Source organism: Sorangium aterium, from assembly GCF_028368935.1.
Lineage (GTDB): Bacteria > Myxococcota_A > Polyangia > Polyangiales > Polyangiaceae > Sorangium > Sorangium atrum.
In genome coordinates this window covers 1,259,754-1,283,003 of the sequence record NZ_JAQNDK010000005.1, presented here as the reverse complement: position 1 = coordinate 1,283,003, position 23,250 = coordinate 1,259,754, and the positions used below count along the sequence as shown (strand labels likewise).

General features: G+C 71.3%; 14 protein-coding genes and 2 tRNA genes. 3 read left to right on the top strand and 13 right to left on the bottom strand.

The window, feature by feature from the left end; genetic code table 11:
* Positions 1–104 precede the first annotated feature (104 nt).
* On the bottom strand, positions 105–2,360 hold the full coding sequence (gene uvrC, locus POL72_RS43080; protein ID WP_272102709.1) for an excinuclease ABC subunit UvrC: 2,256 nt from the start codon (positions 2,358–2,360) through the stop codon (positions 105–107).
* 2,412 nt (positions 2,361–4,772) lie between these two features.
* Here uvrC and POL72_RS43075 point away from each other — a divergent pair.
* Positions 4,773–5,225: a DNA-binding protein gene (locus POL72_RS43075; protein ID WP_272102708.1), complete on the top strand. Its 453-nt coding sequence runs from the start codon at positions 4,773–4,775 to the stop codon at positions 5,223–5,225.
* Between the two features lie 1,241 nt (positions 5,226–6,466).
* Here the strand turns inward: POL72_RS43075 and POL72_RS43070 are convergent.
* Together POL72_RS43070 and POL72_RS43065 are read right to left on the bottom strand one after the other, a co-directional pair.
* Positions 6,467–7,714 carry a DUF2062 domain-containing protein gene (locus tag POL72_RS43070; RefSeq protein ID WP_272102707.1) on the bottom strand — a complete coding sequence of 416 codons (1,248 nt, stop codon included), beginning with the start codon at positions 7,712–7,714 and terminating at the stop codon, positions 6,467–6,469.
* Between the two features lie 3 nt (positions 7,715–7,717).
* Positions 7,718–8,590 (bottom strand): tetratricopeptide repeat protein, encoded by an 873-nt coding sequence (locus tag POL72_RS43065; protein ID WP_272102706.1) that lies wholly within the window; start codon positions 8,588–8,590, stop codon positions 7,718–7,720.
* 117 nt (positions 8,591–8,707) lie between these two features.
* Between POL72_RS43065 and POL72_RS43060 the strand changes: the two genes are divergently transcribed.
* Positions 8,708–10,795 (top strand): M23 family metallopeptidase, encoded by a 2,088-nt coding sequence (locus POL72_RS43060; protein WP_272102705.1) that lies wholly within the window; start codon positions 8,708–8,710, stop codon positions 10,793–10,795.
* Positions 10,796–11,015: 220 nt separating this feature from the next.
* On the opposite strand, the gene rpsI is transcribed toward POL72_RS43060, so the two are convergent.
* The 7 genes from rpsI to POL72_RS43025 form a co-directional block, all read right to left on the bottom strand.
* Positions 11,016–11,408 (bottom strand): 30S ribosomal protein S9, encoded by a 393-nt coding sequence (gene rpsI, locus POL72_RS43055; protein WP_272102704.1) that lies wholly within the window; start codon positions 11,406–11,408, stop codon positions 11,016–11,018.
* 8 nt (positions 11,409–11,416) lie between these two features.
* The gene (gene rplM, locus POL72_RS43050; protein ID WP_272102702.1) at positions 11,417–11,866 is read right to left on the bottom strand and encodes a 50S ribosomal protein L13; all 450 of its coding nucleotides are present in this window, start codon (positions 11,864–11,866) and stop codon (positions 11,417–11,419) included.
* A 556-nt stretch (positions 11,867–12,422) separates the two neighbouring features.
* Positions 12,423–12,507, bottom strand: a tRNA-Ser gene (locus POL72_RS43045).
* A 105-nt stretch (positions 12,508–12,612) separates the two neighbouring features.
* Positions 12,613–12,699: transfer RNA gene (locus POL72_RS43040), tRNA-Ser, on the bottom strand.
* A gap of 193 nt (positions 12,700–12,892) precedes the next feature.
* Positions 12,893–14,653, bottom strand: a complete 1,761-nt coding sequence (locus tag POL72_RS43035) for a sensor histidine kinase (RefSeq protein ID WP_272102700.1) — start codon at positions 14,651–14,653, stop codon at positions 12,893–12,895.
* A 164-nt stretch (positions 14,654–14,817) separates the two neighbouring features.
* Positions 14,818–16,653: a glutamine--fructose-6-phosphate transaminase (isomerizing) gene (glmS, locus tag POL72_RS43030; protein WP_272102699.1), complete on the bottom strand. Its 1,836-nt coding sequence runs from the start codon at positions 16,651–16,653 to the stop codon at positions 14,818–14,820.
* 58 nt (positions 16,654–16,711) lie between these two features.
* A complete protein-coding gene (locus tag POL72_RS43025; RefSeq protein ID WP_272102698.1) occupies positions 16,712–18,064 on the bottom strand; it encodes an MFS transporter in 1,353 nt (450 codons plus the stop codon).
* Positions 18,065–18,219: 155 nt separating this feature from the next.
* On the opposite strand from POL72_RS43025, the gene nhaA reads away from it, so the two are divergent.
* Entirely contained in the window at positions 18,220–19,626 is a 1,407-nt protein-coding gene (gene nhaA / locus POL72_RS43020; protein WP_272102697.1) for a Na+/H+ antiporter NhaA, read from the top strand.
* A gap of 115 nt (positions 19,627–19,741) precedes the next feature.
* Here nhaA and POL72_RS43015 read toward each other — a convergent pair whose 3' ends face one another.
* The 3 genes from POL72_RS43015 to POL72_RS43005 form a co-directional block, all read right to left on the bottom strand.
* On the bottom strand, positions 19,742–20,164 hold the full coding sequence (locus POL72_RS43015; RefSeq protein WP_272102696.1) for an RNA recognition motif domain-containing protein: 423 nt from the start codon (positions 20,162–20,164) through the stop codon (positions 19,742–19,744).
* 336 nt (positions 20,165–20,500) lie between these two features.
* Complete coding sequence (locus tag POL72_RS43010; RefSeq protein ID WP_272102695.1) at positions 20,501–21,862, bottom strand: hypothetical protein; 1,362 nt, start codon at positions 21,860–21,862, stop codon at positions 20,501–20,503.
* Positions 21,859–23,250, bottom strand: coding sequence for a hypothetical protein (locus POL72_RS43005; RefSeq protein WP_272102694.1), 1,392 nt, complete (start codon positions 23,248–23,250; stop codon positions 21,859–21,861). Before POL72_RS43005 ends, POL72_RS43010 begins: the two co-directional genes overlap by 4 nt.

Below are 23,250 nucleotides of genomic sequence, written 5' to 3'. Positions count from 1 at the left end.
GTGTTCGGATCGTCGCAGAGAACGCCTTGGCGCTCAACCCGGAACGCCGTTCGGGTCGCAGCGTGATCTTTCACCGATCCATCGCGGCGCGGCCCCGGTCGCGCTCAGCGCGTGAGCCCGCGAGCCTTGGAGAGATCGCCGGTGTCCTCGGCCGGCGCGTCGGGCTGTGAGGACTCGGGAGACGGGATGACCTTGCGCAGCGCGGACAGGTGTCGCTTGGTGACCCCTGTCACCGCCAGGATCTGAGCGTCCGTCGCGCGGCGCACTCCTTCCATGGAACCGAGCTCCCGGAGGAGCGCCGTCCTCACCGCGCTGCCAAGCCCTGGGATGTCCTCGATCGCGGACCGGAGGCGCCGCGCCTTGCCTAGCCGCTTGCGTGCGTGGTTTGCGAAGCGGTGCGCCTCGTCGCGCGCGCGCGCCAGGAAGAAGAGGGCGGAGCTCGTCGATCGGAGCGGGATACCGTTCTTCTGGCCAGGCAGGTAGACGCGGTCGACGAGCTTCTCTCCGGTCTGCGTCTCCCGCTCCTTCGCCAGGCCGACGATCGGGAGGCCGTGCAGGCCGAGATCGCGCGCCGCCGACAGCGCTACCTGGAGCTGGCCGCGCCCACCATCGACGACGAACAGATCTGGAAGATCCCACTCGCCTCCGCCGGCCTCGGCGCTCCTCGACACATCACCCCCCGAGCCGGCGCTCTCCCGCTCCGCGGCAGCGGACACCTGCGTCCCTTCCGTCTGCGGCGTAGCGTCGCTCGCTGTTGCCAAGCCGATGTCCTCCTCAGCGACGTCGCCCTCCATCGCATCGCTCTCGAGCGCGTCGCTCTCCGCCGGATCGCTCTCCATCATGTCGCTCTCGGCGACGCCTTCCATCATGTCGCTCTCGGCGACGCCCTCCATCACGTCGCTCTCGGGCGCGCCTTCGGCGCCGAGGGCGGCCTCGCTCTCTGCGGTGGACGCGGGGCTCGCCTGCCGGGCGGCCTTTCCGCGGCGGAAGCGCCGTGAGAGCACCTCGTACATCGCGGCGTAGTCGTCGCCGTCGGCCACGCTCTTCACGTTGAAGCTGCGGTAGCGCTTCTTGTCCGGCTGACCATCGAGGAGCGCCACGATCGATCCCACCGTGTCGCCGCCGCCGAGATGCGAGATGTCGCAGCACTCGATGCGACGCGGGAGCGTCGGGAGACGAAGGCGCTCCCTGAGCTCCTCGAGCCGGGCCTCGAGATCGTCCGAGCTCCGTTGCTTCTCCCGGAACGCGTGAGCTGCGTTCTCGCTCGCCATCTTGAGCAGATCGACGCGGGGCCCGCGCTGAGGCACGAAGAGCGCCACCTTGCGGCCGCGCCGATCGCCGAGCCACTCCGCAACGCCCTCCGCGCCGTCTGGCAACACCGGCACGAGGACCTCATCGGGGATCGTGGTGGACGCGACGCCATAGTACTCGTTCAGGAAGCCGCCGAGCACCTCGTCGTCCGGCAGCTCCATGTTGCGGAGCGAGAAGGACAGCGTGTCTGCGACGCGCCCCCTCCGCACCAAGATCACCTCGACCTCCACGAGCGTCCCCTCGCGGTAGATGCCCACCACGTCTTGATCGACGTCCTTCACGTAGACGACGCGCTGGGCCTCGCGCACCGCCTCGACCGCCCGGAGCTGATCGCGGTAGATGGCGGCGCGCTCGAACTCGAGCTCCCGCGACGCGTCCCGCATTCGCGTGGTGAGCTCGCCCGTGAGCTCGTCGTGGCGCCCTTCGAGGAAGAGCGCGACCGAGCGGACCATCTCCGTATAGAGCTCCCGGTCGACATCCATCACGCAGGGCGCGAGGCAACGCTTGATCTGGTACTGCAGGCAGGGGCGCCGGCGCGACGCCATCTCGGTATCGGAGCAGGTGCGGAGCTGGAAGTGCTTGTTGACCAGGTGGAGCGTCCGCCGCGCGCTCGTCGCCGAGTGGTAGGGCCCGAAATAGCGCGCCTTGTCCGGGGCGGGACGGCGGACCGTCTCGAGCATCGGCCACGCCTTCTGCGTGTCGAGCTTGAGGCAAAGGAAGTCCTTGTCGTCACGCAGCTTGACGTTGAACCGCGGCTTGTGCTGCTTGACGAGCTCGTTCTCGAGTACGGCCGCTTCCTTCTCGGTGGCGGTGACCACCGTCTCCAGATCGGCCACGATCTTCCGGAGTATCGGGATGAAGTACCTGGCGTCGCTTCCGCTCTCCTGAAAGTAGCTGCGGACGCGCGAGCGCAGGCTCTTCGCCTTGCCGACGTAGACGACGGCGCCGGCCTTGTCGATGAACAGATAGCAGCCCGGCGTCGTCGGGAGCGACGCGAGCTTGGCGGCGAGGAGGGCTTCGGGATCCTGCTTGGCGCTCGGGTTGACCACGGCCGGAACGATCTAGAAGTCGCGCGCGCCGGCAGCAAGCGCCGCGATCACGGCTCCTCCCGTGGAGAGCGGCCGACGCGGCCCGTGCCGGTTCTCCTTTACATCTAGAAAAGCGCCGTCATGTGACGCGGCGCCGCTCGCCGGGAGCGACGGGGCAGAACGCCCAGGTCGAGATGTCGAGCGGGTCGCCCGACCCGACCGCGACGTTCGCGAGGCCATGTTCGAGCCGAAGCGAAGGCGACACGGACACGCAGGCCAGACTGCGGGCGATGGCCGCCGCGCGGCGAGGCGAGAGTCCCGCGCGCACCACGTTGCCATCGGCGCACACGCGGGCGCGCTGATCATGTGAGCCGCGCGTCATCACGCAGCGCACGCGGGCGGGCTGATCACGTGAGCCGCGCGGCGCGCGCGGGCGCCCTGATCATGTGAGCCGCGCGCGAGCGCCCTGATCACGAGAGCCGCGCAGCGCGCGGGGCGCCCTGATCACGTGAGCCGCGCAGCGCGCGCCGCGGCCTGATCACGTGAGCCGCGCAGCGCGCGCCGCGGCCTGATCACGTGAGCCGCGCGCACCGCGTGGTGACGTGCGGCGCTCGCGAGGCCACCCGATCACGGTGTGCCGTCGCGCGTCGCACGACCGCCCGTGTAGGAGGCAGCGCGAGCGACTGCGGTGATGGCCCGCCGCGCCCGGGTCGACGCGAGACACGCCCTCGAGCAGCCAGTAGGTCCGACGGCAGGATCTCCGCGGGAGGAGGTCTCGGTGTCGAGCGCTCCTCCTTCGTGGCCTGGCGGACCGCGGCATCTTCGCCTCGGTCGCAATCCGGCGCGACTCCCGGTCGCTCCATCGCGCCCAGTCCGTCTGGAGCTTCCTGGTCTTGAGAGAGGTCGCCCGCTGGAGAGCGAGGTTGCCCGTACCGGCCATCGGTGCCCGCTTGTCCCCGCCGTAGCTGCGCTTCGGGCTCTCCCCGCAAGCCACTTTCAGCCCGCCGGGCGCCACGGTGGCGAGCGTCTGGGAAGCATCTGGGAGGAATCAGGGAGGAAGCTCGGAGGAAGCTCGGAGGGCCGATGGGACGGCTGATGCCCGGTCGGAGCTCCATCGTTGCCTCGCACCCTCTAATCAGGTTGCCTGAACCCGAAAGGACTTGTATGGTCGTAACACCACCAGCGACTGCCCGTTCGATACCCGGGTCCTGGGGCCAGAAGGCATCGGCGAACTGAGCCTGCGGCGCCACCGGCCCCGTGTCTGGTTCCCGTTCGCTGCCGTCCAGGTGCGCCGCTGCGCCTGGTGTCGGGCGGCCCCCGAGGTGGAGTGCGCGTCGAGCTGCCGAGGAGTGACGAACTGTCCACCAGCGTCCATCACCACCGCCCCGCTCGGGGGATCGATGTCGCCCTCGGCGGCGACGGTGAGCTTTGCCCCCTCGCACGGGAGCGAGCCGCGGGCGAGCGTCACCCTGGTGCGCAGCACGAGTGTCACCCCCTGAATCAGGATGAGCGGCTGAGCAGGAGCGGCGGCCTCGTGGCCTCCCGCAGGGCGACTTCCGGCTTGCCGGGGCGGCCGTCGGAGCTCGGGCACGGCGAGCGGTTTGGGAGACTCGGCCGGAGGCTGGGCAGCTCCAGCACAGCCGCAAAAAGACGCAGCCAGACCGGAGGCGACATGGCCTGGGGGCTGCAACGTGGGTGGGAGCAACCGCGTGGGTGGGAGCAACCGCGTCGGGCCGCCGCGCCGATCAGCCAGGGGGATGTCCTGGCAGGTGGGTGGGGTAGCCCTCATGACGTCGACACCGCCGGAGGGCGTCTCGACGGCCGACACGTTGCGGTCGATCCCGGAGAGCGGCTCGGTCGGGAGACGAGAGCTCGGGCATACGGTTACGCCGCGGGAGCAGGGTGGAGTGCAGAAGTGAAAGGCTGCCGTTCCAGCTCACCGGCGATCGGCTGGAACGGCGACCTCGGCCATGACACCTTTCCTCATCGCGGGTGCTCCACCCGGGGGGTCGGGCTCCTCCACGGTCCCTCGGTCAGGCGCCCGCTTCGGCCGCTGCGCGGTGGGGCGCGTGTGTCCGGAGCACAGGAAAGCAGATCTTCATGGGAATGTCGCTGGCTCCCCTCGGTTACGGGGCTGCCCACGGCACGCGCGCCGCGGCATCCAAATCCGCAGCGCGGTGCAGAGCGGAGCACGGCGCTGTCCATCGCACCCTCTTGGGTTGGGGCGGTGCCTGGCTTCGCGGCGCGACATCGCCGGGGAGACGAGGTGCTGGAGTCCGGCTCGACCGGTCGCCCCCAGCACCCCATGACCCGACGGGGAGGTGGCGAGCGCGGGTTCTTGACGCACGTTGAGGGGACACCTCTCGAATTATTTTCAAGCAAGGTGCTGTTCAGCAGTTGACAACTCTAGCTATTCATGGGACGCGAGATCCAATGAACAACGTCGAAACCGAGATCAAAAGCCACGTTGATGCATTCGTCTCTCAGCTGAGCGGACTTGTCCGCAAAGCGGCTCTCGAGGCTGTCGCCAACGCCCTGCGAGGCGAGGGCCAGCCGGTCGCTGCGGCCGCCGCGCCGCGCAAGGTGGGTCGGGCCAAGGCCGCTCCTCAGCAGCCTGCGGAGGTCAAGAAGGCGGTCGGTCGCCCCGCTCGCGCTGCGAAGCCTACCCGCAAGAAGGGCGAGAAGCGCTCGAAGGAAGAGCTCGCCGCGATGACGCAGAAGGTCCTGGAGCACATCCGGAGCAACAGCGGCCAGGGCGTCGAGCAGATCGCCAAGGATCTGGGCACGACCACGAAGGAGCTGACCCTCCCGATTCGGAAGCTGCTCGTCGAGAAGAAGATCACGTCGAAAGGAGAGAAGCGGGCTACCAAGTACTTTTCCCGCTGAAGCCAGCCTCGACGCTCTCCAGAAGAAGGGTCCGGCCAAACCGACCGAGGTCGACCTCCCGCCTTCCCCCAAGCCCAGCAGGGGAAATCGCGGCGAGCCAGGAGCCGTTCCGGCAGGCGCGGAGACGTCGCACATCGGGGCGGAGCAAGCTCCGCAGCCATACACGCTGCTGGATGCCCCTCAGGAAGTCCCTCCAAGTCATGTCGTCTCCTCGTAGGACGACGGAGAAATCCGCGCGCAAGGCCCGTCAGCTGCCGCCCGACCGCTGCTGAGCGGATCCGCCTGGTGACTCGACGCAGGCTGCGCCTCTCCCCGATCGCGTCTGTAAGCACATGTCCGCTCTGGTGCCCAGGACGCTGGGTTACCGAGCCGCCACGCCCCTGCTCTTGAGAACGGCGGATCGGGAGAGACCATCACGCCATCACCCCTGAGACCCCAACATATCGTGGGGCATCATCGATGGACCACCACATCTAGTTTCGCGCATCAGCGATCCCGTCGGACCTCCTGTCACGTAGCGATGACGCGGCCTCGAAACGGACGCTGGGGCGTGAAGCGGGGCGGAGCTCCAAGGAAGCGAAAGCGAGAGGCACCGGCGCGACGCGGCGATGCGGCGCGGGAGTCCGGTCATCCCGGTCCGGACCCCCGCCGGGCGGAGCTCGTTCCGTGGGGTCGTCAGGGCGGCAAGGACTGCCGACGTGGAAGAGCACGATCGGCGCTGCGCGCAGGCGTTGTTGCTGTGAACGCCTGACCCGCTCCGCCCATCCGGCGCCTTCTCGACGATCGCGCGGCGCCCTCGGAGCGACACTGGACCCGGCCGGCCCGGAGCTCAACGCACCTCCACGGACACCTGGAAAGGACGCCCCAGGCGGATATTGCCAGCTTGCAATGTGGGCGAGCCCGACGCCTGGCAAGGCGGTGCCCTGGAGGCCTGTCGACCTCTAGCGATCAGGAAGAAACATGGACAGCGGGGCTCCGCCGCCAGGCCCGTGGGATAAGCATGGCCTGTGCCATGAGGGGGGTCGCTCCACCGGATAGCTCGGCTCGTGTACCGAAAGGAGCCTCGAGACCAACGCGTCAACATACCGGACAGGTTCTGACCATCCGCGGTGATCGAGCCACTGGGCGATGCGCTCAGAAGAGGCCGCGCGCCGGATCAGACACCCGGTAACGGCCGCTGACGCTGAGGGCGCGGCGCGGGCGGTGGGAGGGTGAGAGCTCGCGGGGAGGGCGACTCGGGCTCAGCGCTGGGCTCGGCTCCCGACGATGAGGACATTCGAGAAGGGCGTTTTCCCCCAGGCGGGCATCGTCTCGCAGGAGAAGCCGAGCTGCTCGAGGAGCGCCGCGATCTCTCGGGCAGGACGGAAGCGCACACGCTCGCCCCGGTTGAATCGAAGCGCGGTGAAAACGCGCTCCTCAAGGAGCGTGATCGAGCTCCTCAAGCCGCGCTCGGTGTCCGCCTCGCGGACGAGCAGGCGCCCGCCCGGACGAACCGCGGCCGCCGCCCGCCGCACGATCGCGTCCTGCTCTTCCACGCGGAAGTAGTGGAGCAGGTCGATGAGCAGCACGGTGTCTGCAGTTCCGAGCTCGGCCTCGCGCGCATCGGCGCACCAGAACTCGGCGTCCAGCGGAGGGGCGGCGTGGGCCGCGCGCTGCGCGCCGGGCGACTCGGACGAGCGCGGGAGAGGTGCGCCGGAGCCCCCGCCGGCCGCGCGCCGGGCGTCCTCTATCTTGGCTCGGTCCCAGTCGAACCCACGCGCGCGCTCGGCCCTCCCCAGCTCGAGCAGGAGAATCGGCAGCTGGCCAGCCCCGGTCCCGATATCGAGGACCTCCCCGAGCGCGCCGGGGCGGTCGCCAGCGATGTCGGCAATCAACCGGGCGATGGGGTCGCCGAGCAGCTTGAAGCGGACATAGTGAAAGCGGGTACGCTGCGCCGGCGTGGCGCCCTCAGGCGGGCTGTACCTCCCGGCGACGCGCTCGACCGCGTGAACCCACGGCGGTGCATCCCCGGGGAGCCGATACGGCTCCATCCTGCTGCTCTGCTGCAGGGGAGCTCGGCGCCGCTTCAGCGTGACGAGGACGAAGATCAGGCCGCCGCCGAGCGCCGCGAGCGCGAGCCCGACCACCGGGGCGCCGAGGAACATGTACTCGGGGAAGTCCGAAAGCGCTTGCGCCCAGCTCATCTTTTCGTAGAGGCGCAGCCAGCGACCCGTGCGGAGGTACGCGCCGACCTGGACCTCGGCCGTGAGCAGCGCTGGCGCGAACAAGGGGTTGGAGATGTTCGCAGCGACCCAGGCAATCGCTGCATCCAGGCGGAACCACAGACAGAGGAGGAGCACGAGCGGCGTGTGGCAGCCGAAGATCGGCTGCGATCCGATGAACAGGCCGATCGCCACCGCCACGGCGGTCCGGCCGGCGGAGAGCTCGCTGCCACGGAGCTCACGCCACGCGCGGCGCGCCTCCTCTCGGAGGAGAGAGTATTTCGCCAACGTTCAGGGTTTGCCTTCCCGTGCAGCACGATCCGTCTCACCCGCTGCATCGGCCGTCGTCTTGGAGAGGATGTCGCTCACGGTCGTGGGTGTCGCCTCGTCGAGCGCGTCCCACGTGCCACCCGCCGCGGCGGCCGGCGCCGGATCGCCTGACTCAGCGGCCGCAGTGCGCCCGCTCCGCTGCGCCTCCAGCGTGCGGAGGTACATCTTCGCCGTCCTGTTGTCGGGATCGATCGCGAGCGCCTCGCGCCACTCGGCGCTCGCCTGATCGGGCGCGCCGAGGGAGAGCAGCGCGACCCCGAGCAGCACGCGCGCTGGTGCGTACTTCGGGTTCGCGTCGCGCGCGGCGGCGTAATGCTCGCGAGCGAGCTCCAGATTCCCGGCGTCGCGGTACATCGTCCCGAGGCGCAGCTGAAGATCCACGAACGTCGGACACAGCGCCACGGCCCGCGTGAGCTCGGCGATCGCTTCCTGCGCGCAACCGACGTCGGCATAGGCCTGCGCGAGATCGGCGTGCATGTTGGCGATCTTGCCGCGCGCGAACGGGTCGAGGATGCCGCCTTCCCCCTCGCCGCGGCGGATGCGAGAGTAGACCTGCCGCGCGGCCTCGTATTTGCCGAGGTCGTTGTAGGTGACGGCGAGGTTCAGCAGCGCTTCCGTGTAGTGCTCGTTGAGCTGCACCGCGCGCTCGAAGTGGGCCTCGGCCGCGAGGAAATCACCGCGTTCGTGGAGAATGACACCGAGCATGTTGTAGACGTCCGCGAAGCGGTCGGTCTTCTCGATGATCTGTCGCAGGGCGTGCTCGGCGAGATCGTACTCGCGCCGCTCGTAGTGCTCCCTGCCGAGAACCAGAAGTTGCTTCAGCCGGTCGTCCATCAGGCCCGTCAGCTTACGCGACCGGCGTACAATGGGATCCGCCTTCCGCGCAACCCTTGCGTCGGCGAGGGAGCCGCGCGGTTGCAACCCCGTCGATGCCTTGGTACGCACGTCGGCGTGCCGAGTGCAGTACCCCAGAACCCGCTCGAGGCCTCCGGAGCGCCGGACGCCGAGGACCGCGCCAGGGAGCGGAGCGGAAAGACCGGCAGCGCGGCGGAGCCCGCCGCCGCTGTCCCGCAGGACGCGCCGCGCGCGGAGCCCGGCGCCGCCGTCCCGCAGGACGCGCCGCGCGCGGAGATCGTGCGCATCGGCGCGGCCGAGGACGTCGCGGACGACGCGCTCGACCTCCCGGGCAGACCAGCCACGCCGCCGCTGACCGCTCCGCTGCAGGGGGGCAGCCGGCGGGGCGAGGGCGCGCCGGCCGCTCCCTGGTCGCGCGGCAACGATCCGCGCGCGCGCGCGGCATCGACGTGGCCGCAGCTCCCTCCTCCTTCTTCTCGCGGGCGCTCATCGGCGCCCTGGTCGCGCGGCAGCGATCCGCGCGTGCAGCCCCTGCGGACGCCGTCGCTCATGGACGGCGGACCCCACACTGGCCCCGGTTCGACGGACGGCCCGCGGCTCCCACCCGGCCTCGGCCGGCCCCCTCCAGGACCGCACCTGTCGCCGCGCATGACCGCGGTCTTCGGCGGTATTTTCGGCCTCGCGACGCTCACCTCGCTCATCGCGCTGCTGATCCAGGGCGTCCCGGTGCGCGACGAGCGCGCGCTGGTCGCGGCGAGCCCGGCGACCTCGGCAGCAGGTACGGATGAGGCCGCCAAGCCTTCCTCCATGTCCGAGGTGAAGACCAAGCAGCGCACGCCGTTGCCCGGCCCGTGGCGGATCTCCGAGCTCGGGAAGGATCCTTCCGTGCTCCTGGTGAGCGACGTGATGGACCGCAGGTCGTTCATCGCGGCCCTCGACGAGAAGGGCGTACCGAAGGCGCAGATCTACCGGATCATGAAGGCCTTCGACGGGCTGCGGAAGTTCGACAAGTGCGGCCGCAAGGACCGGTTCACGGTCGCGATGGATCGCTCCACGCGCCGCGTCCGCGCCTTCGAGTACGAGGTCTCGGCGAGCGAGATCTACCAGGCGAGGGACGACGCGGCCGGGCGGCTCGCGGGCGCCGCGCTCGACATGAAGATCGCCGAGGAGGAGGTCGTCGCCTCCTTCTACGTGGGAAAGGATCTCGCCAACGCGATCCGGGCAGGGGGCCTGGAGCCCGGCGTGCTCGACGTGATCGACGACGCGCTGAACGGGCGCCTCTCGACGGAGAGCTTCGAGGAGGGGGGCACGGTCCGGCTGATCGCCATCGAGGAGACGGCGCTCGGGATGTTCTCCCGGTACAAGAAGGTCATCGCGCTCGAGTACCGGCCCCCGGATCCCGCGGAGAAGCCGGTGCGCATCTACGATTTCAAGGGGCAGGAGGCTCGCGGCACGTTCGATGAGCGCGGCCGGCAGCCGCACGCCGGCGGCTGGCGCGCGCCGGTCCCGGGCGCCCCCGTGACGTCGAAGTTCAACCCGCAGCGAATGCACCCGGTGCTGAAGAAGAGGATGCCCCACAACGGGACGGACTTCGGCGCACCGATGGGAACGCCGGTGTACTCGGCGTATCGCGGCATGGTCGACTGGGTCGGTCCGGCGGGTCCGAGCGGCAACCTCGTCACGGTGGCGCACGCGAACGGGGTCACCACCGGCTATGCGCACCTGTCGAGGTATGCCCCCGGCATCAAGGCCGGCATGAAGGTGGGTACCCACCAGCTCGTCGGCTACGTCGGGTCGACGGGCCGCTCGACGGGCCCTCACCTTCACTTCAGCGCGAAGAGGGACGGCAAGTACTTCGATGCCGAGTCGCTCCAGCTCGACGGAGAGCGCGTGATGCCCGGCGTCGATCGCGCGGCGTTCGCCGCGACGAAGGAAGCGCTCGACAAGCGGCTCGACGCCATTCCGCTGCCCGAGCCGCCGCCCGAACCGGTGAAGCCCGAAGCGGCAGAGCCTCCCTCGCCGCCGCCCGCGGCCACCAGCAGCGAGCCGGCGGCCGCCGCGGCACCGGATGTCGGGCCGAGCGGACCGACCGAGCAAGAAGCGCGGCCGCCGGAAGGCGCCGGGGACGACGAGGGCGAGCTCATCGAAGGCGCCGATCTCAAGAGCCCGCCGGAAGCGATGTGACGCCGAGCGGGCCGAGAGGTCCGCTCGATGAGACCAGAGAACACCGAGCGGGCCGAGAGGTCCGCTCGATGAGAGAGATGCCGAGGGACCAGCCGTCCCATCGTCGGCGCCTTCGCGGCATCCGACAGACAAAACGCACCGAGGACGCGGAGGGGTGAACCCTCGCGTCCTCGATGTCCTTGCCATGGCATCCGCCTCGATGGGCGGCGGCCCAGGCCTGTTAACGCTTCGAGTACTGGAAGCGCTTGCGGGCGCCGGGCTGGCCGTACTTCTTGCGCTCCTTCTTGCGCGCGTCGCGCGTGAGGAAGCCCGCGCGCTTGAGCGACGACCTGCGCTCCGGATCGAGCTCGCAGAGGGCGCGCGCGATGCCGTGCCGCATCGCCTCGGCCTGCGCGCTGTGGCCGCCGCCGACCACGGTCGCGTTCACGTCGAACTGATCGAGCAGCTCGAGCAACTCGAGCGATTGACGCATCACCATGCGCGAGGTCTCGCGGACGAAGTAATCGTCAGCGGGCCTCTGGTTCACCTTGATGTTGCCGGTGCCCGGCGAGAGGAAGACCCGCGCAACGGCGGTCTTACGCTTACCAGTGGCGTACGTTCTCGTTTCCGTCATGGCTTTGCTCAGCTGTAGCTAAGGGGCTGCGGCTTCTGCGCCGCGTGGGGGTGATCGGGACCGGCGTAGACCTTGAGCTTGGTGAGGAGCTCGCGCCCGAGCACGTTCTTCGGGAGCATGCCCTTCACGGCCTTCTGGATGGGGAGCTCCGGCTTGCGCTCGAGCAGGTGACCGTACGACTCGGAGCGGAAGCCGCCCGGCTCGCCGCTGTGCCGCACGTAGTTCTTCTGCTGGAGCTTGCGGCCCGTCAGAAGGATCTTCTTGGCGTTCACGACGATCACGAAGTCGCCGGTGTCGACGTGCGGCGTGAACGTGGGCTTGTTCTTGCCGCGGAGCACCGTGGCGATGCGGCTGGCAAGGCGGCCGAGGGGCTTGCCTTCCGCGTCGATCACCCACCACGTACGCTCGTTGCGGGCCTCCGCAGGCTTGGCGGAAAAGGACTTGGGCTGAGGATTCATTGGGCGAAAAACTCCGGAAGGGCGCCTGCCAAAAAGGGGCGCCACTTCTACAAGGCGGCCCTTCGCCTGTCAAGCGTCAGGCTTCTGGGGCAGCATCGTCATCGTCCAGCGGGGGTTGGTCAAGCGGGTCCGTCAAGAAGTCGTCGTCGTCCCGTCGTCAGTCGTCCCCGTCGTCTCTTCCGTCCCGCCTAGCATCGCTGGTTGTCTCGGGCTCCCAGATTTCTCTCATTTTGCCCGCTCATCCAGATCACCAGGGCATTGAACAGACAGAGCCCCCTCGCATCGATGCATCTCCCTGCTCGGTGCAGCTCAGTCGCCCCGCACAGAGCCTCGCCTCGCGGCATCGACGGCGACCGACCCCGGAGCCCCCTCGAGCGCCGCGTCAGGCCACACTTTACAGAAAACCCGACTTCAGCTCGACGAGCGGGCACGGCGGTCGAGCGACCGACCGCTCGGTCTCATCGCTCATCGTTCACGTCACATCGCTCGCCGACGTCCTGCTGGCTCGCTTGAAGGAGCTCATCACGCCAGGGAGTCGATCGACGGTTCAGCTCAGCGGAGAGGGCGGGATTCGAACCCGCGGTACGTTGCCGTACACACGATTTCCAGTCGTGCACCTTCGACCACTCGGTCACCTCTCCCGATACAACTTCAACGCGCCCCGCTTCTGCCCGACCGGCGCCGCTCGCGAGAGAGCGGGCGGTCAGAGCCCACCTGTTTCAACGGGGGCAAGCAGCCAAGCGTAGCGGAGAGAGCGGGATTCGAACCCGCGGTACCCTTGCGGGTACACCTGATTTCGAATCAGGCACCTTCGGCCTCTCGGTCACCTCTCCGCCGGCGAACATGGCAAAGCGGGGCCGGCTGGTCAAGCATCTCCTGACAACCGACCGGTCCGAGGTGCGCTTTCAGCTCCGAGGCCCCCTCGCCAGCAGCCCGGCGCGCGCTCCCGGGGCAGGAGATCGTCGTCCAGCGTGCGGCTCTCAGGCGCTGCAGGATCCGCCGCGCAGCGCACCGACGGGCGCGGCCCTACCCCGCCCCGCGCGGCGCCTGCCCGCCGCGAGCGGCTGGCCGCGCCGGCGCGGCGCCCTCGGACGCAGGCGCGCGATCGCCTTCGGAGAAGGCCGCGGCCCCGAGCGCGGCGCGCGCCGCCGGCGTGCCTGCGCGCGGGAGCCGGATGATGAAACGCGCGCCTCCGAGCGGGGACTCGAGCACGTCGATGGTGCCGCCGTGATCGACCACGATCTTCTTCACGATGCTCAGGCCGAGCCCCGTGCCGTCGTACCTCGTCGTGACGTACGGATCGAACACCGAGTCCCGCACGGCGGGATCGATGCCCGGGCCGTCGTCGTCGATCGCGATGAGGTAGCTCTGCCCCTCGCTCCGCGCCGAGACGCGAACCCTGCCCCACGCACCGGCGCCCGGGCGCTCTCGGGCTGCTCCGCCGGGCATCGCCCGCTGCGCGTCGCGCAGCGCCTGCGCCGCGTTGCGCACGATGTTGCCGAGGGCGCGCCGGAGCATCTCGCGATCGAGCGCGGCCGGCATCAGGACATCCGGCACGTCGAACTCGAGATCGACGCGCCCGAGCAGCACCTCGTCCGAGGCGTGCTCGCGCCCCGCCTCCTCGACCGCGGCGAAGCGCTCGCCCTGCTCGCGCAGGAACTCCGCGAGATCCGAGGGTTCGAGCTCTGCCCGCGGGAGCCGCGCGAAATTGGAGAACTCGCCGACGAGGCGGCGCAGGGTGCCGACCTCCTCCTCGACGACCTCCAGCGTCGTCTGGAGCAATCGCTGGTACCTCGGATCGCTGCCCGCATAGCGGCGGTGGCACTCCTCGACGGCGAGCTGGATCGGGGTCAGCGGGTTCTTGATCTCGTGCGCGAGGTGCCGGGCCATCTTCTGCCACTCGCCCATGCGCTTGAGGAACTCGATCCGCGCGCGGCTGCCCTCGAGCTCCTCGAGCATGCGATCGAAGGCGCGGCCGAGATCGGCGACCTCGTCGTCGCCCTGCAGCCCCACGCGCACCGAGAGGTCGCCCTCCGCGACGGGCCGGGTCGCCGCGGCGAGCCGCGCGATGCGGTCGACCACGGGGCGCGCCACGAGCACGCCCGCGAGGATCGCGAGGAGGATCGTCGCGCCGAGCAGGGCGGCGAAGGCGTCGCCGTAGCTCTCGTCGAGGTACTCCTTCCGGTGCTCCCGCTCGAGGGCGTGGTACGCCTGCGCGAACGCCTGCGCCGCGTCGAGCTCGTCGAAGCGCGCGCTCGGCGCGGCGAACGTCGCGACGAGGGTCCGCTCGTCGCCGTCGCAGCCGCCGTCGTCGGGCGCGGGATCGCCGGGCTCCGCGGCGTGGCCGGGCGCGCGCGCGATGGCCTTCCGGACCGTGAGCGTCTTCTCGTGCGCCGGATCCACCGGGCGGCCGCGCTCGCGCGCTCCGACGAGATCGCCGCCGCAGCGCTCGACGCGGAGCGAGACCAGCGCGGGGTGAGCCGCGATGATGCGCGTGAGCTCGCCATCGAGGCGCTGCGCGTCGCCCCTGAAGGCGCTCTCGCGCAGCGGGTCCGCCGCGACGATCGCGTCGGCCTCGGAGCGCATGCCCTGCTTGATGGCGGCGGCCAGCTCGGCGTACACGCCGAGCGCCCTGTCCAGGTGGACGCCGAACTCCGGCTGGAACGCCGTCGCCGACACCCGCGCGATCACCGTCCTGGCGACCACGATGCTGGCGACGAGCGGGATCAGGGCGGTCACGAGGATGGCCGCGACGACCCGCCGCTCCGTCCTGCCGGGGATGCGCATGCGCGCAGCATAACCGCGGCCCCGCGCAGGCGCGGCGCGGGAGCGCCGGCGCTGAAGCCCGCGCTGAAGAAAGAGGGCGCGCCCTGCAGAGGAGCGCTGCGCGCGTCGCACAGGAGGCCGCTCGCCGCGGCGGGGATGCCCCGCCGCGAGACCGGCGTTGCTCGTTACTCGACGGTGACCGTCTTCGCGAGGTTGCGCGGCTGATCGACGTCGTTGCCCTTCAGGTTGGCGACGTAATAGGCGATGAGCTGGAGCGGGAGCACGGTAAGGAGCGGCCCGACCTCGTCCGGCACCTTGGGGATCCAGACGTGGTGCTGAGCGATCTCGAGGATCGACTCGTCGCCCTTCGTGGCGATCGCGACGACCTGCCCCTCGCGCGCCCGGACCTCCTGCAGGTTGGAGAACGTCTTGTCGTAGTGCGCGTCGCGCGGGCAGACGACGATCACGGGGAGCGCCTCGTCGATGAGGGCGATCGGCCCGTGCTTCATCTCGCCGGCCGCGTAGCCCTCGGCGTGCGCGTACGAGATCTCCTTGAGCTTGAGCGCACCCTCGAGCGCGATGGGGAAGCCGAGGCCGCGCCCGAGGAACAGGACGTCCTTCGCGTGGACGAGGCGCTTCGCGATCGCGTGCACGTAGTCGGCGTCGCCGAGCACCTCGCGCATGTGGCTCGGGATCTCCCAGAGGGCCTGGAGGATCTCGCGCCCGCGCTCCGCCGACAGCGAGTCGCGGCGGCGGCCGAGATAGACGGCGAGCAGGAGCAGCGCGGCGAGCTGCGTGGTGAACGCCTTGGTCGAGGCGACGCCGATCTCGGGGCCCGCGTGCGTGTAGAGCGCGCCGTCGGAGAGGCGCGGGATGGCGCTGTCGAGCACGTTGCAGAGCGCCAGCACCTTGGCGCCCTGCGCCTTCGCCGCCTTGAGCGCCGCGATCGTGTCGGCGGTCTCGCCCGACTGGCTGATGGCGATCACGAGATCGTCGGGGAAGAAGATCGGCTCGCGGTAGCGGACCTCGCTCGCGAGCTCGACGACCGTGGGGACCCTGGCGAGCTGCTCGATCCAGTAGCGCCCGGCGATGCCGGCGTGGTGGCTCGTGCCGCACGCGACGATGTAGACGCGGCGCAGCTCCCTCGCGAACTCGGGCGTGACCCCCATCTCGGTCGCGTGCACGTCGCCCGCGGCGAGATCGATCCTGCCGCGCAGCGTGGCCTCGACGACGTCGGGCTGCTCGTGGATCTCCTTCAGCATGAAGTGCTTGTAGCCGCCGCGCTCCGCCTGGACGGGGCTCCAGTCGATGCGCTTCACGCGCCGCTCGACCTTCTCGCCCCCGGCCACGGTCTCGATGCGGACGCCGCTCGCGCGCAGCTCGACGATGTCGCCGTCCTCGAGGAAGATCATGTCGCGGGTGTGCGCGAGCAGCGCCGGGATGTCGCTGCCGCACAGCATCTCGTCCTCGCCAGCGCCGACGACGAGCGGCGAGCCGTACCGGGCGGCGACGATGACGTCGGGCTCATCGCGCGAGAGGACCGCGATGGCGTAGGCGCCGTGGACCTGCCGGAGCGCGCCGCGCACGGCCTCGAAGAGCGACTTCGCGCCCTTCTGGAGCTCGCGGTGGACGAGGTGAGCGACGATCTCGGTGTCCGTGTCGGAGAGGAACTTGACCCCCTGGCTCTCCAGCTGCTGCCGGACGGCCACGTGGTTCTCGATGATGCCGTTGTGCACGACGGCGACCGGGCCCGCGGAGTGCGGGTGCGCGTTCACCTCGCTCGGGCGGCCGTGCGTCGCCCACCGCGTGTGGCCGATGCCGGTCGTACCGTCGAGGGTCCGCTTCTCGAGCGCCTCGCTGAGCTTGATCAGCTTGCCGAGCGTCCGGACGATCTCGATGCCCTTACCGTCATGAATGGCGATGCCGGCCGAGTCGTAGCCTCGATACTCCAGCTTCCGCAGCCCTTCGACGATGATCGGCGCCGCCTTTTTTGACCCAACGTATCCGACGATCCCGCACATGCTCGCCTCGTTCAGGTAGTGCCCGCGCGCGCCTACGCGTGCGGCGGAAAATGGAACGTTACTCCTGGCACCGGGAGCTGACAGAGAAAATCGAGCCCCCTGACGGTGAACGCCGCGTCGGTCGCGTTGGGCGCGTTGATCGCGCGAAGGTCACAGCCAGGACGAACGCTATCAACGCCGTGATCGAGGCGACCCCAAAAGTGAGGGTGCCGCCCCCGTGCTTGTAGAGCTCCCCCCAGACGAGCATCCCGACGACGGATCCAGCGCCAGCGCTGGCAGTAAAGAGCCCCTGCGCCGTGGCGAGGATCTGAGGCGGGGAGCGATCCCGCGTGTAGGCGAGCGACGCGACCCACATCATGCCGAACGAGACCGCGTGGAGCGGCTGGATGGCCAGCAGGGCGGGCCAGAAGCGCACATACGAGAGCAGCGCCCAGCGGAGCGAGGCGCCCGCGAAGGCGAACGCGAGCACCGTGGGCGGAGCGAACCGCTTGAGCAGGGGGCCGGAGAACGCCATGAGCGCGATCTCGCCGGCGACGCCGACGGCCCACGCGACCCCCACGAGCGACTCGGGGAAACCGATGTCGCGCAGGTGCAGCGTGTAACAGAGATCGTACGAAGAGGTGGCGCTCTGAGCCAGGAACGACGCCGCGAGGAACAGGCGGAAATCGTGGCTCTGGAGGAGGGCACGGGCGCGCTGCCGCACGGAGCCTTCGGCGGCCGGAGAGCGCGCAGCGCCGGCAGCGCCTTCGCCTTCGGCGGCCGGAGAGCGCGCAGCGCCGGCGGCGTCGGCCGCTCCGTCGCGCAGCGCGGACCGGCGGAAGGGCGCCTCGCCGCGCGCCGGAAGGGCCCACGAGATGGCGAACGCGATCAGCAGGGAGGCAGCGATCGTGCTGGGAAACGCGGCCGGCCGCGCCGGATCGACGAGGGCTCCGCTGGCGATCGCCATCAGCGCGAAGCTGATCGAGCCCCAGAGCCTGAGCCTGCCGTAGGCGATGCCGGAGCTCGCCGACGCCTCCACCGCGACGACGTCGGCCATCATGAACATCGGCGATCGAAAGAACGCGAACGCGAGCGCCGCGACGAAGAGGCCGCCGAAGCCGAGCGACACGCCGAGCGCCGACGACAGCGCGAGCAGCGCGAACACGACGAAGGCGCCGGCGCAGGCTGCCCTGAGCAGCCACACCCGCACGCCGAGCGCGTCGGCGATCAAGCCGAACACCGGCGGCGCGACGAGGCCCATCGCTGGGAGCGTCGCCGCGATCGCCCCCATCGCGAGACCGCGGATCCCGCGCGCCTCCAGCCAGCTCGGGAACAGCGGCAGGTACACGCCGAGGACGGCGAAGATGCCGAAGTAGTAAAGCGAGATCGCCCGCGGCGACGGCCTGTGCTCTGAAGGGATGGGAGGTGGCATCGGCTGTGAGCGGCCCGCCCCGAGCGCGAGGGGCGGGCAGCGTGCCGCTCTCTGACGCCCGCCAGGCAAAGGAGCAAGCTCCGCGCTCTGGAAGCGCGGAGCAGCCTTCATTGCCGCTTCTCGATCACCGTGGGGCGCCCTACCGTACGCGCGGGATGGCCACCTCGGACCTCCGCAACGCGCCGCCCGGAACCTGGCTGCCCGCGCGCCGCCTGGCGCTCTGGATCTTCCAGCCCCTCGAGCGGTTCCTCCACGTCCAGGCGGCGAGCGGCATCGTCCTGATCATCGCCACCGCGGTGGCCCTCGCGTGGGCGAACTCTCCCTGGGCTGCTTCGTACGAGCGCCTCTGGCGCACGCCGATGAGGCTCGGCCTCGGCTCCTACCTCGTCGAGCACGATCTCCATTTCTGGATCAACGACGGGCTGATGGCGATCTTCTTCTTCGTCGTCGGGCTCGAGATCCGGCGCGAGATCCATCAGGGCGAGCTCTCCGTCCTGAAGCGGGCGGTGCTGCCCGTCGCGGCCGCGCTCGGGGGCATGCTCTTCCCGGCGCTCATCTACCTCGCGCTGAACCCGAGCCCGCCGGAGCGCAGCGGGTGGGGCGTGCCGATGGCGACGGACATCGCGTTCGCGGTCGGCGCGCTGGCGCTGCTCGGCAACCGCGTCCCGGCTGCGCTGCGCGTGCTGCTCCTCGCGCTCGCGATCATCGATGACATCGGCGCGATCCTCGTCATCGCCGTCTTCTATTCGTCGAGCATCTCGGTCGCGGGGTTCGGGCTCGTGGCCCTGGGCATCGCGGGCGTGCTCGCGCTTCAGCGCTTCGGCGTCCGCTCGCCGGCGGTCTACGTCGCGCCCGGCGTCGTTACCTGGGCCGGCCTGCTGAGCGCCGGCGTGCACCCCACGATCGCGGGGGTCCTGCTCGGCCTGCTCACGCCGGTGCATCCCTGGTTCGGCGAGGAGGGCTTCCTCGCCGAGGCCCGCAGGGCGCTGCAGGACTTCCAGGAGCGCGCGACCGGCGGGCATGACGCGCGCGAGCTCACCGGGCCGCTCGCGCAGCTCGCGCAGGCGCGGCGCGAGGCGCTGCCGCCCGTCGTGAGCCTGGAGGCCGCGCTGCATCCGTGGGTCGCCTACGGGATCATGCCGCTCTTCGCGTTCGCCAACGCGGGCGTGAGCCTCGGCGACGTGCACCTCGGCGCGGCGGGCTCGACGCGGCTGCTGCTCGGGGTCGTCCTCGGCCTGACGATGGGCAAGCCGCTCGGGATCATGGTCGCGTGCTTCCTGTCGGTGAAGCTCGGCCTCGCCGCCCTCCCGCGCGGCGTCCTCTGGCGAGGCGTGCTCGTCGTCGGCTGCGTCGCGGGCATCGGCTTCACGATGGCGATCTTCGTCGCGGGGCTCGCGTTCGGAACGGGGCAAAGGCTCGGGGTCGCGAAGCTCGCCGTCCTGCTCGGGTCGCTGTTCTCGGCCCTGGTCGCGATGGCCGTCGGCAAGCTCGTGCTCCGCCCCGCGCAGGCAGGCCAGATCGCCGCGACGGCCGATGAGGCGGAGGCATCGACGGAGTACTGAGCGACCGGGACCTCGGAGCGCGAGGCGGCGGTCGCCGCAAAGGGGCAGCGTACAAACGAGAACAGCGGCGCCTCTGGGGAGAGGCGCCGCCGCTGAAACGTCGGCCTATCTCGGCTCAGTACCGATCGCCGCCGCGGCCGCCGCGACCACCGCGGCCGCCACCACCGCCGCCGCCGTAACCGCCGCCGCCACCGCCACGACCGCCGCGGCCACCACCGCCGCCGCCGCCGCCGTAGCCGCCGCCGCCACCGCTGCCGTAACCGCCGCCGCCACCACCGCCACCACGCTGGACCCGCTCCTCCGCCTCGTTCACGCGAAGCGGACGGCCGTCCATCATGGCGCCGTTCATGTTCTCGATCGCCTGCTGGGCCTGCTCAGGCGTGCCCATCGTGACGAACCCGAAGCCGCGTGACTGGCCACTCTCGCGGTCGGTCACGATGTGCACATCCGTCACCTCGCCGCTCTGAGCGAACGCGGCCTGCACGGAGGCCTTGGTGGCGGAGAAGGGGAGATTACCAACGTAGAGGCGAGTACCCATGACACTGATTCACTTCACGGCTCTGCGAGATGCGTCAGCTTCGGTGCCGAACAGTGCCCTGCCGCCCCGATGGAGCCGTGGGGGATCGAGGGGGGGCGGCGCTGGGGAGGAGCCCCCGATGCGCCACACGTTGCGTCGTCCAGTCCGCGATCAATCCGCGATCCCCGAGAAGAGAAGCGTCGTGTCGAGTGCCAGTGACGTTCGTGACCAGCCGATAGTAACCAAATGTCCCCACCGCGCAAGCGCTCCAAGCGGCCCCCATCGCCGCGAGGCTCCCCCGGACGTCCCGAACAGCTGCCGCGCGGTCGCGCTCGCTTCCACGCGGGTAGGCACACATCAGCGCCTCGCAGGGCGGCGGAAGGTGGCGCCGAGATCCCAGCCCTCTCCGCCGGCGGCGCGCGCGAGCGCGATGTCCGGCAGCACGCCGCCCGCGATCCGGACCTCGGCGATCACGCCGAGGCGCAGCGTCGCGGTGAGCGAGCGCGGGGCGGCGCCGGGCGCGAGGCGGGGCGGGTGACGGGCAAGATCGAGGGCGCGGCTGCGATCGTCGGCGGTCGCGAGGGCGAGCAGCGCGCCGAGGGGCCCCGGACCGAGCGGGCGCACCAGCTCGATCGCGAGCGTCGCCTTCCCGCGGGCGCGGCGGCGCCCGAGCTCCGCCCGCGCCACCGGCTCCGCGGTGACCTCGTGCCCGGGCCGCGAGAGGATCGGCGCGACCGCCTCGGCGACCTCGACGAGGTGAGCGGCAGACTCGTCCACGAGCAGCGGCGCCGGGGGCCCTCCCCACGCGGGATCGCCGTGCGCCCTCGGGAGGCCGACGAGGCCGAGGTGCGCCAGGCGCTCGGGCGGCAGCGCGTCGACCAGCCGCTGCGCGACGCCAGGCTGACCGAAGAGCCCGGCGTCGGGGCCCGTCGTGAGCACGATCCACCCGGCGACGCCCAGATCGAAGCGGACGGCGCCGCGGCGGTTCGTGTGGAGGCCAGCGCCGAGCCAGCCGAGGTCGTCGCGCTCGGTCTCGAACGCGCGCAGCGAGGTCGTCAGGTCCTCGGAGCGGATCACCTCGATCGCGTCGAGGAAGGCAGCGCCGCGCGCGGCGACGTCGTTGCGCGTCAGCGTGATCTGCCCCGGGCCGACGTCGGCCCGGAACGCGCCGGTGCCATCCGGCGCCGCGGGGTCGAAGGCGCGCGGCAGGAGCGCGACCATCGGCGACGCGAGCGCGCGGGCGACGCGGGCGGGATCCGCGCGCGGGAACACCGCGGCGAGCGGATCCCTCGGGTGCCGCTCGGGCCTCGGGATGTCGGCGAGCGCCGCGGCGGCGCCGCGAGCGCGGGCGCGCTCGACGGAGCTCACGACGTCGCGGCCGTCGAGCTTGAGCAGGCGCGCGGTGCGCAACCCCTCGCGCAGGCGCACGACCGCGCCGTCCCCTTCGCGCGACGGCAGCGCGGACGCGAGCGTCGGGTACGGGTTCCCGGACGCGTCGAGCCCGTAGAGGCTGTCGGCGATCGCCGGCGCGAACAGCGCCGCGGCGGGATCGCTCAGGTCGTGTGGATCGAGCGAGCTCGTCGGCCACGGGAGGTGCATCGAGAGGCGGCCGCCAAGCGGGGTGCGCCCCATCGCACGCGCGCCCTCCGGAAGGACGGCCGCGCCGAGCAGCGCGCCGGCGCCGCCGAGGAAGGCGCGGCGCGGGAGCGATCGGCTCACCGCACCACCCAGATCTCGTCCGCCGTCGCGACGGCGAAGGGGGCGCGCCCGGCCCCGTCGGGCGGACAGACCGCGAGGGCGCGCACGCCCGCCGGCGCCGGCAAGCGCAGGATCTCCTCGGGCGCCGCGCGGGCCGGGCTGCCTTCCCGGCGCCGCCACGACCAGACCACGACGGCGTCCTCGAGCGGATCGAGCACGTCGAGGCTGGCGAGCAGCTCGGGCTCTCCATCCTGATCGAGATCGCCGATCGCGAGCTGCGCCCCGGCGCTGCCCACGACCTTGCGACGGCCCGCGCTGTCCCGGAGCTCGACCGCGCCGCGCTCGCGCGTCGCCCAGACCGCGAAGGGTTCGCCCTGCGCGGACAGGAGCTGCGCCGACGCGAGCGCGTCGTACCGGCCGGAGAGCGCCGCGGTCGCCGGCGGGGGATCGGCTGGGGCGCACGGCCCGAGCGGGCCCGTGAGGAGCGGCCCCCACGTCGTCGTGCAGGCCGAGCCGCCCGCGTCCGGGATCGCCAGCCCCGGGAGTTCGGCGAGCGCCTTCAGCTCGCCGTCGAAGCGGACGCTGCGCGCGCGATCGGTGAGCCCGATGTCGGCGAACGGAGGCAGGAGCTCGCCGTCCCTCGCGCGCTCGACGAGCGTGGCGAACGCGAGCGGCTCGCGGAGCGGCGCCGGGTGCACGGCGACCACGTCCGGCCACGGGCGCGACGCGAGCGGCACGACCCGGCCGCCGCGGAGGCGGAGCGTCGTCACGCGCCGGCGGCTCACGCTCAGGAGCTCGAGCGCCCCGTCGGCGTCGAGATCGCCGCACGCGAGCGCGACCACGTCGCCCTCGAAGTTCTTCGCGCGGTCGACCCTGGCGGCGACGAGCGGGATCGGCGCGAGGAAGCTGCGGATCTCCGCGTCGAGGGGCGCCTCGGCGTAGGCGTGGGCGATCGGCCCCGGCTCCGGATCGCGGATGCGCGCCCAGACGGTGCGCGGCACCGGGTACACGTCCGCGGTGACGCGCAGCTTTCCCGCCGCGATCTCGACGACGAGGTGGACGAGCGCCGCGTCGTCGCGCGCCGCCTCGCGCGCGAGCGGCAGCGGGATCGGATCCTTCTGCGCGCGCACGCCGGCGCCGAGCTTGCCGGCGACCTGGGCGGCGAGCGTGGCCACGAGCTGGGCGCCGCGCGGTGCCGGCGCGTCGGAGACCAGCGGCGCGGCGGCCACGAGCGCGCGGCCGTCCACGGCGTCGAGCGAGCGCACGAGCGCGTCGACGGCGCGCGCCACGGCCGAGCGCGGCGGCCTCGGCGCCGGCGCAGCGGGCGGAGGAGACGGCTGCGCGGCAGCGGGACGCGCGAGCGCGAGGAGAGCGACAAGGAGGAGGCCCCGGGGCGACAACGGCGACAT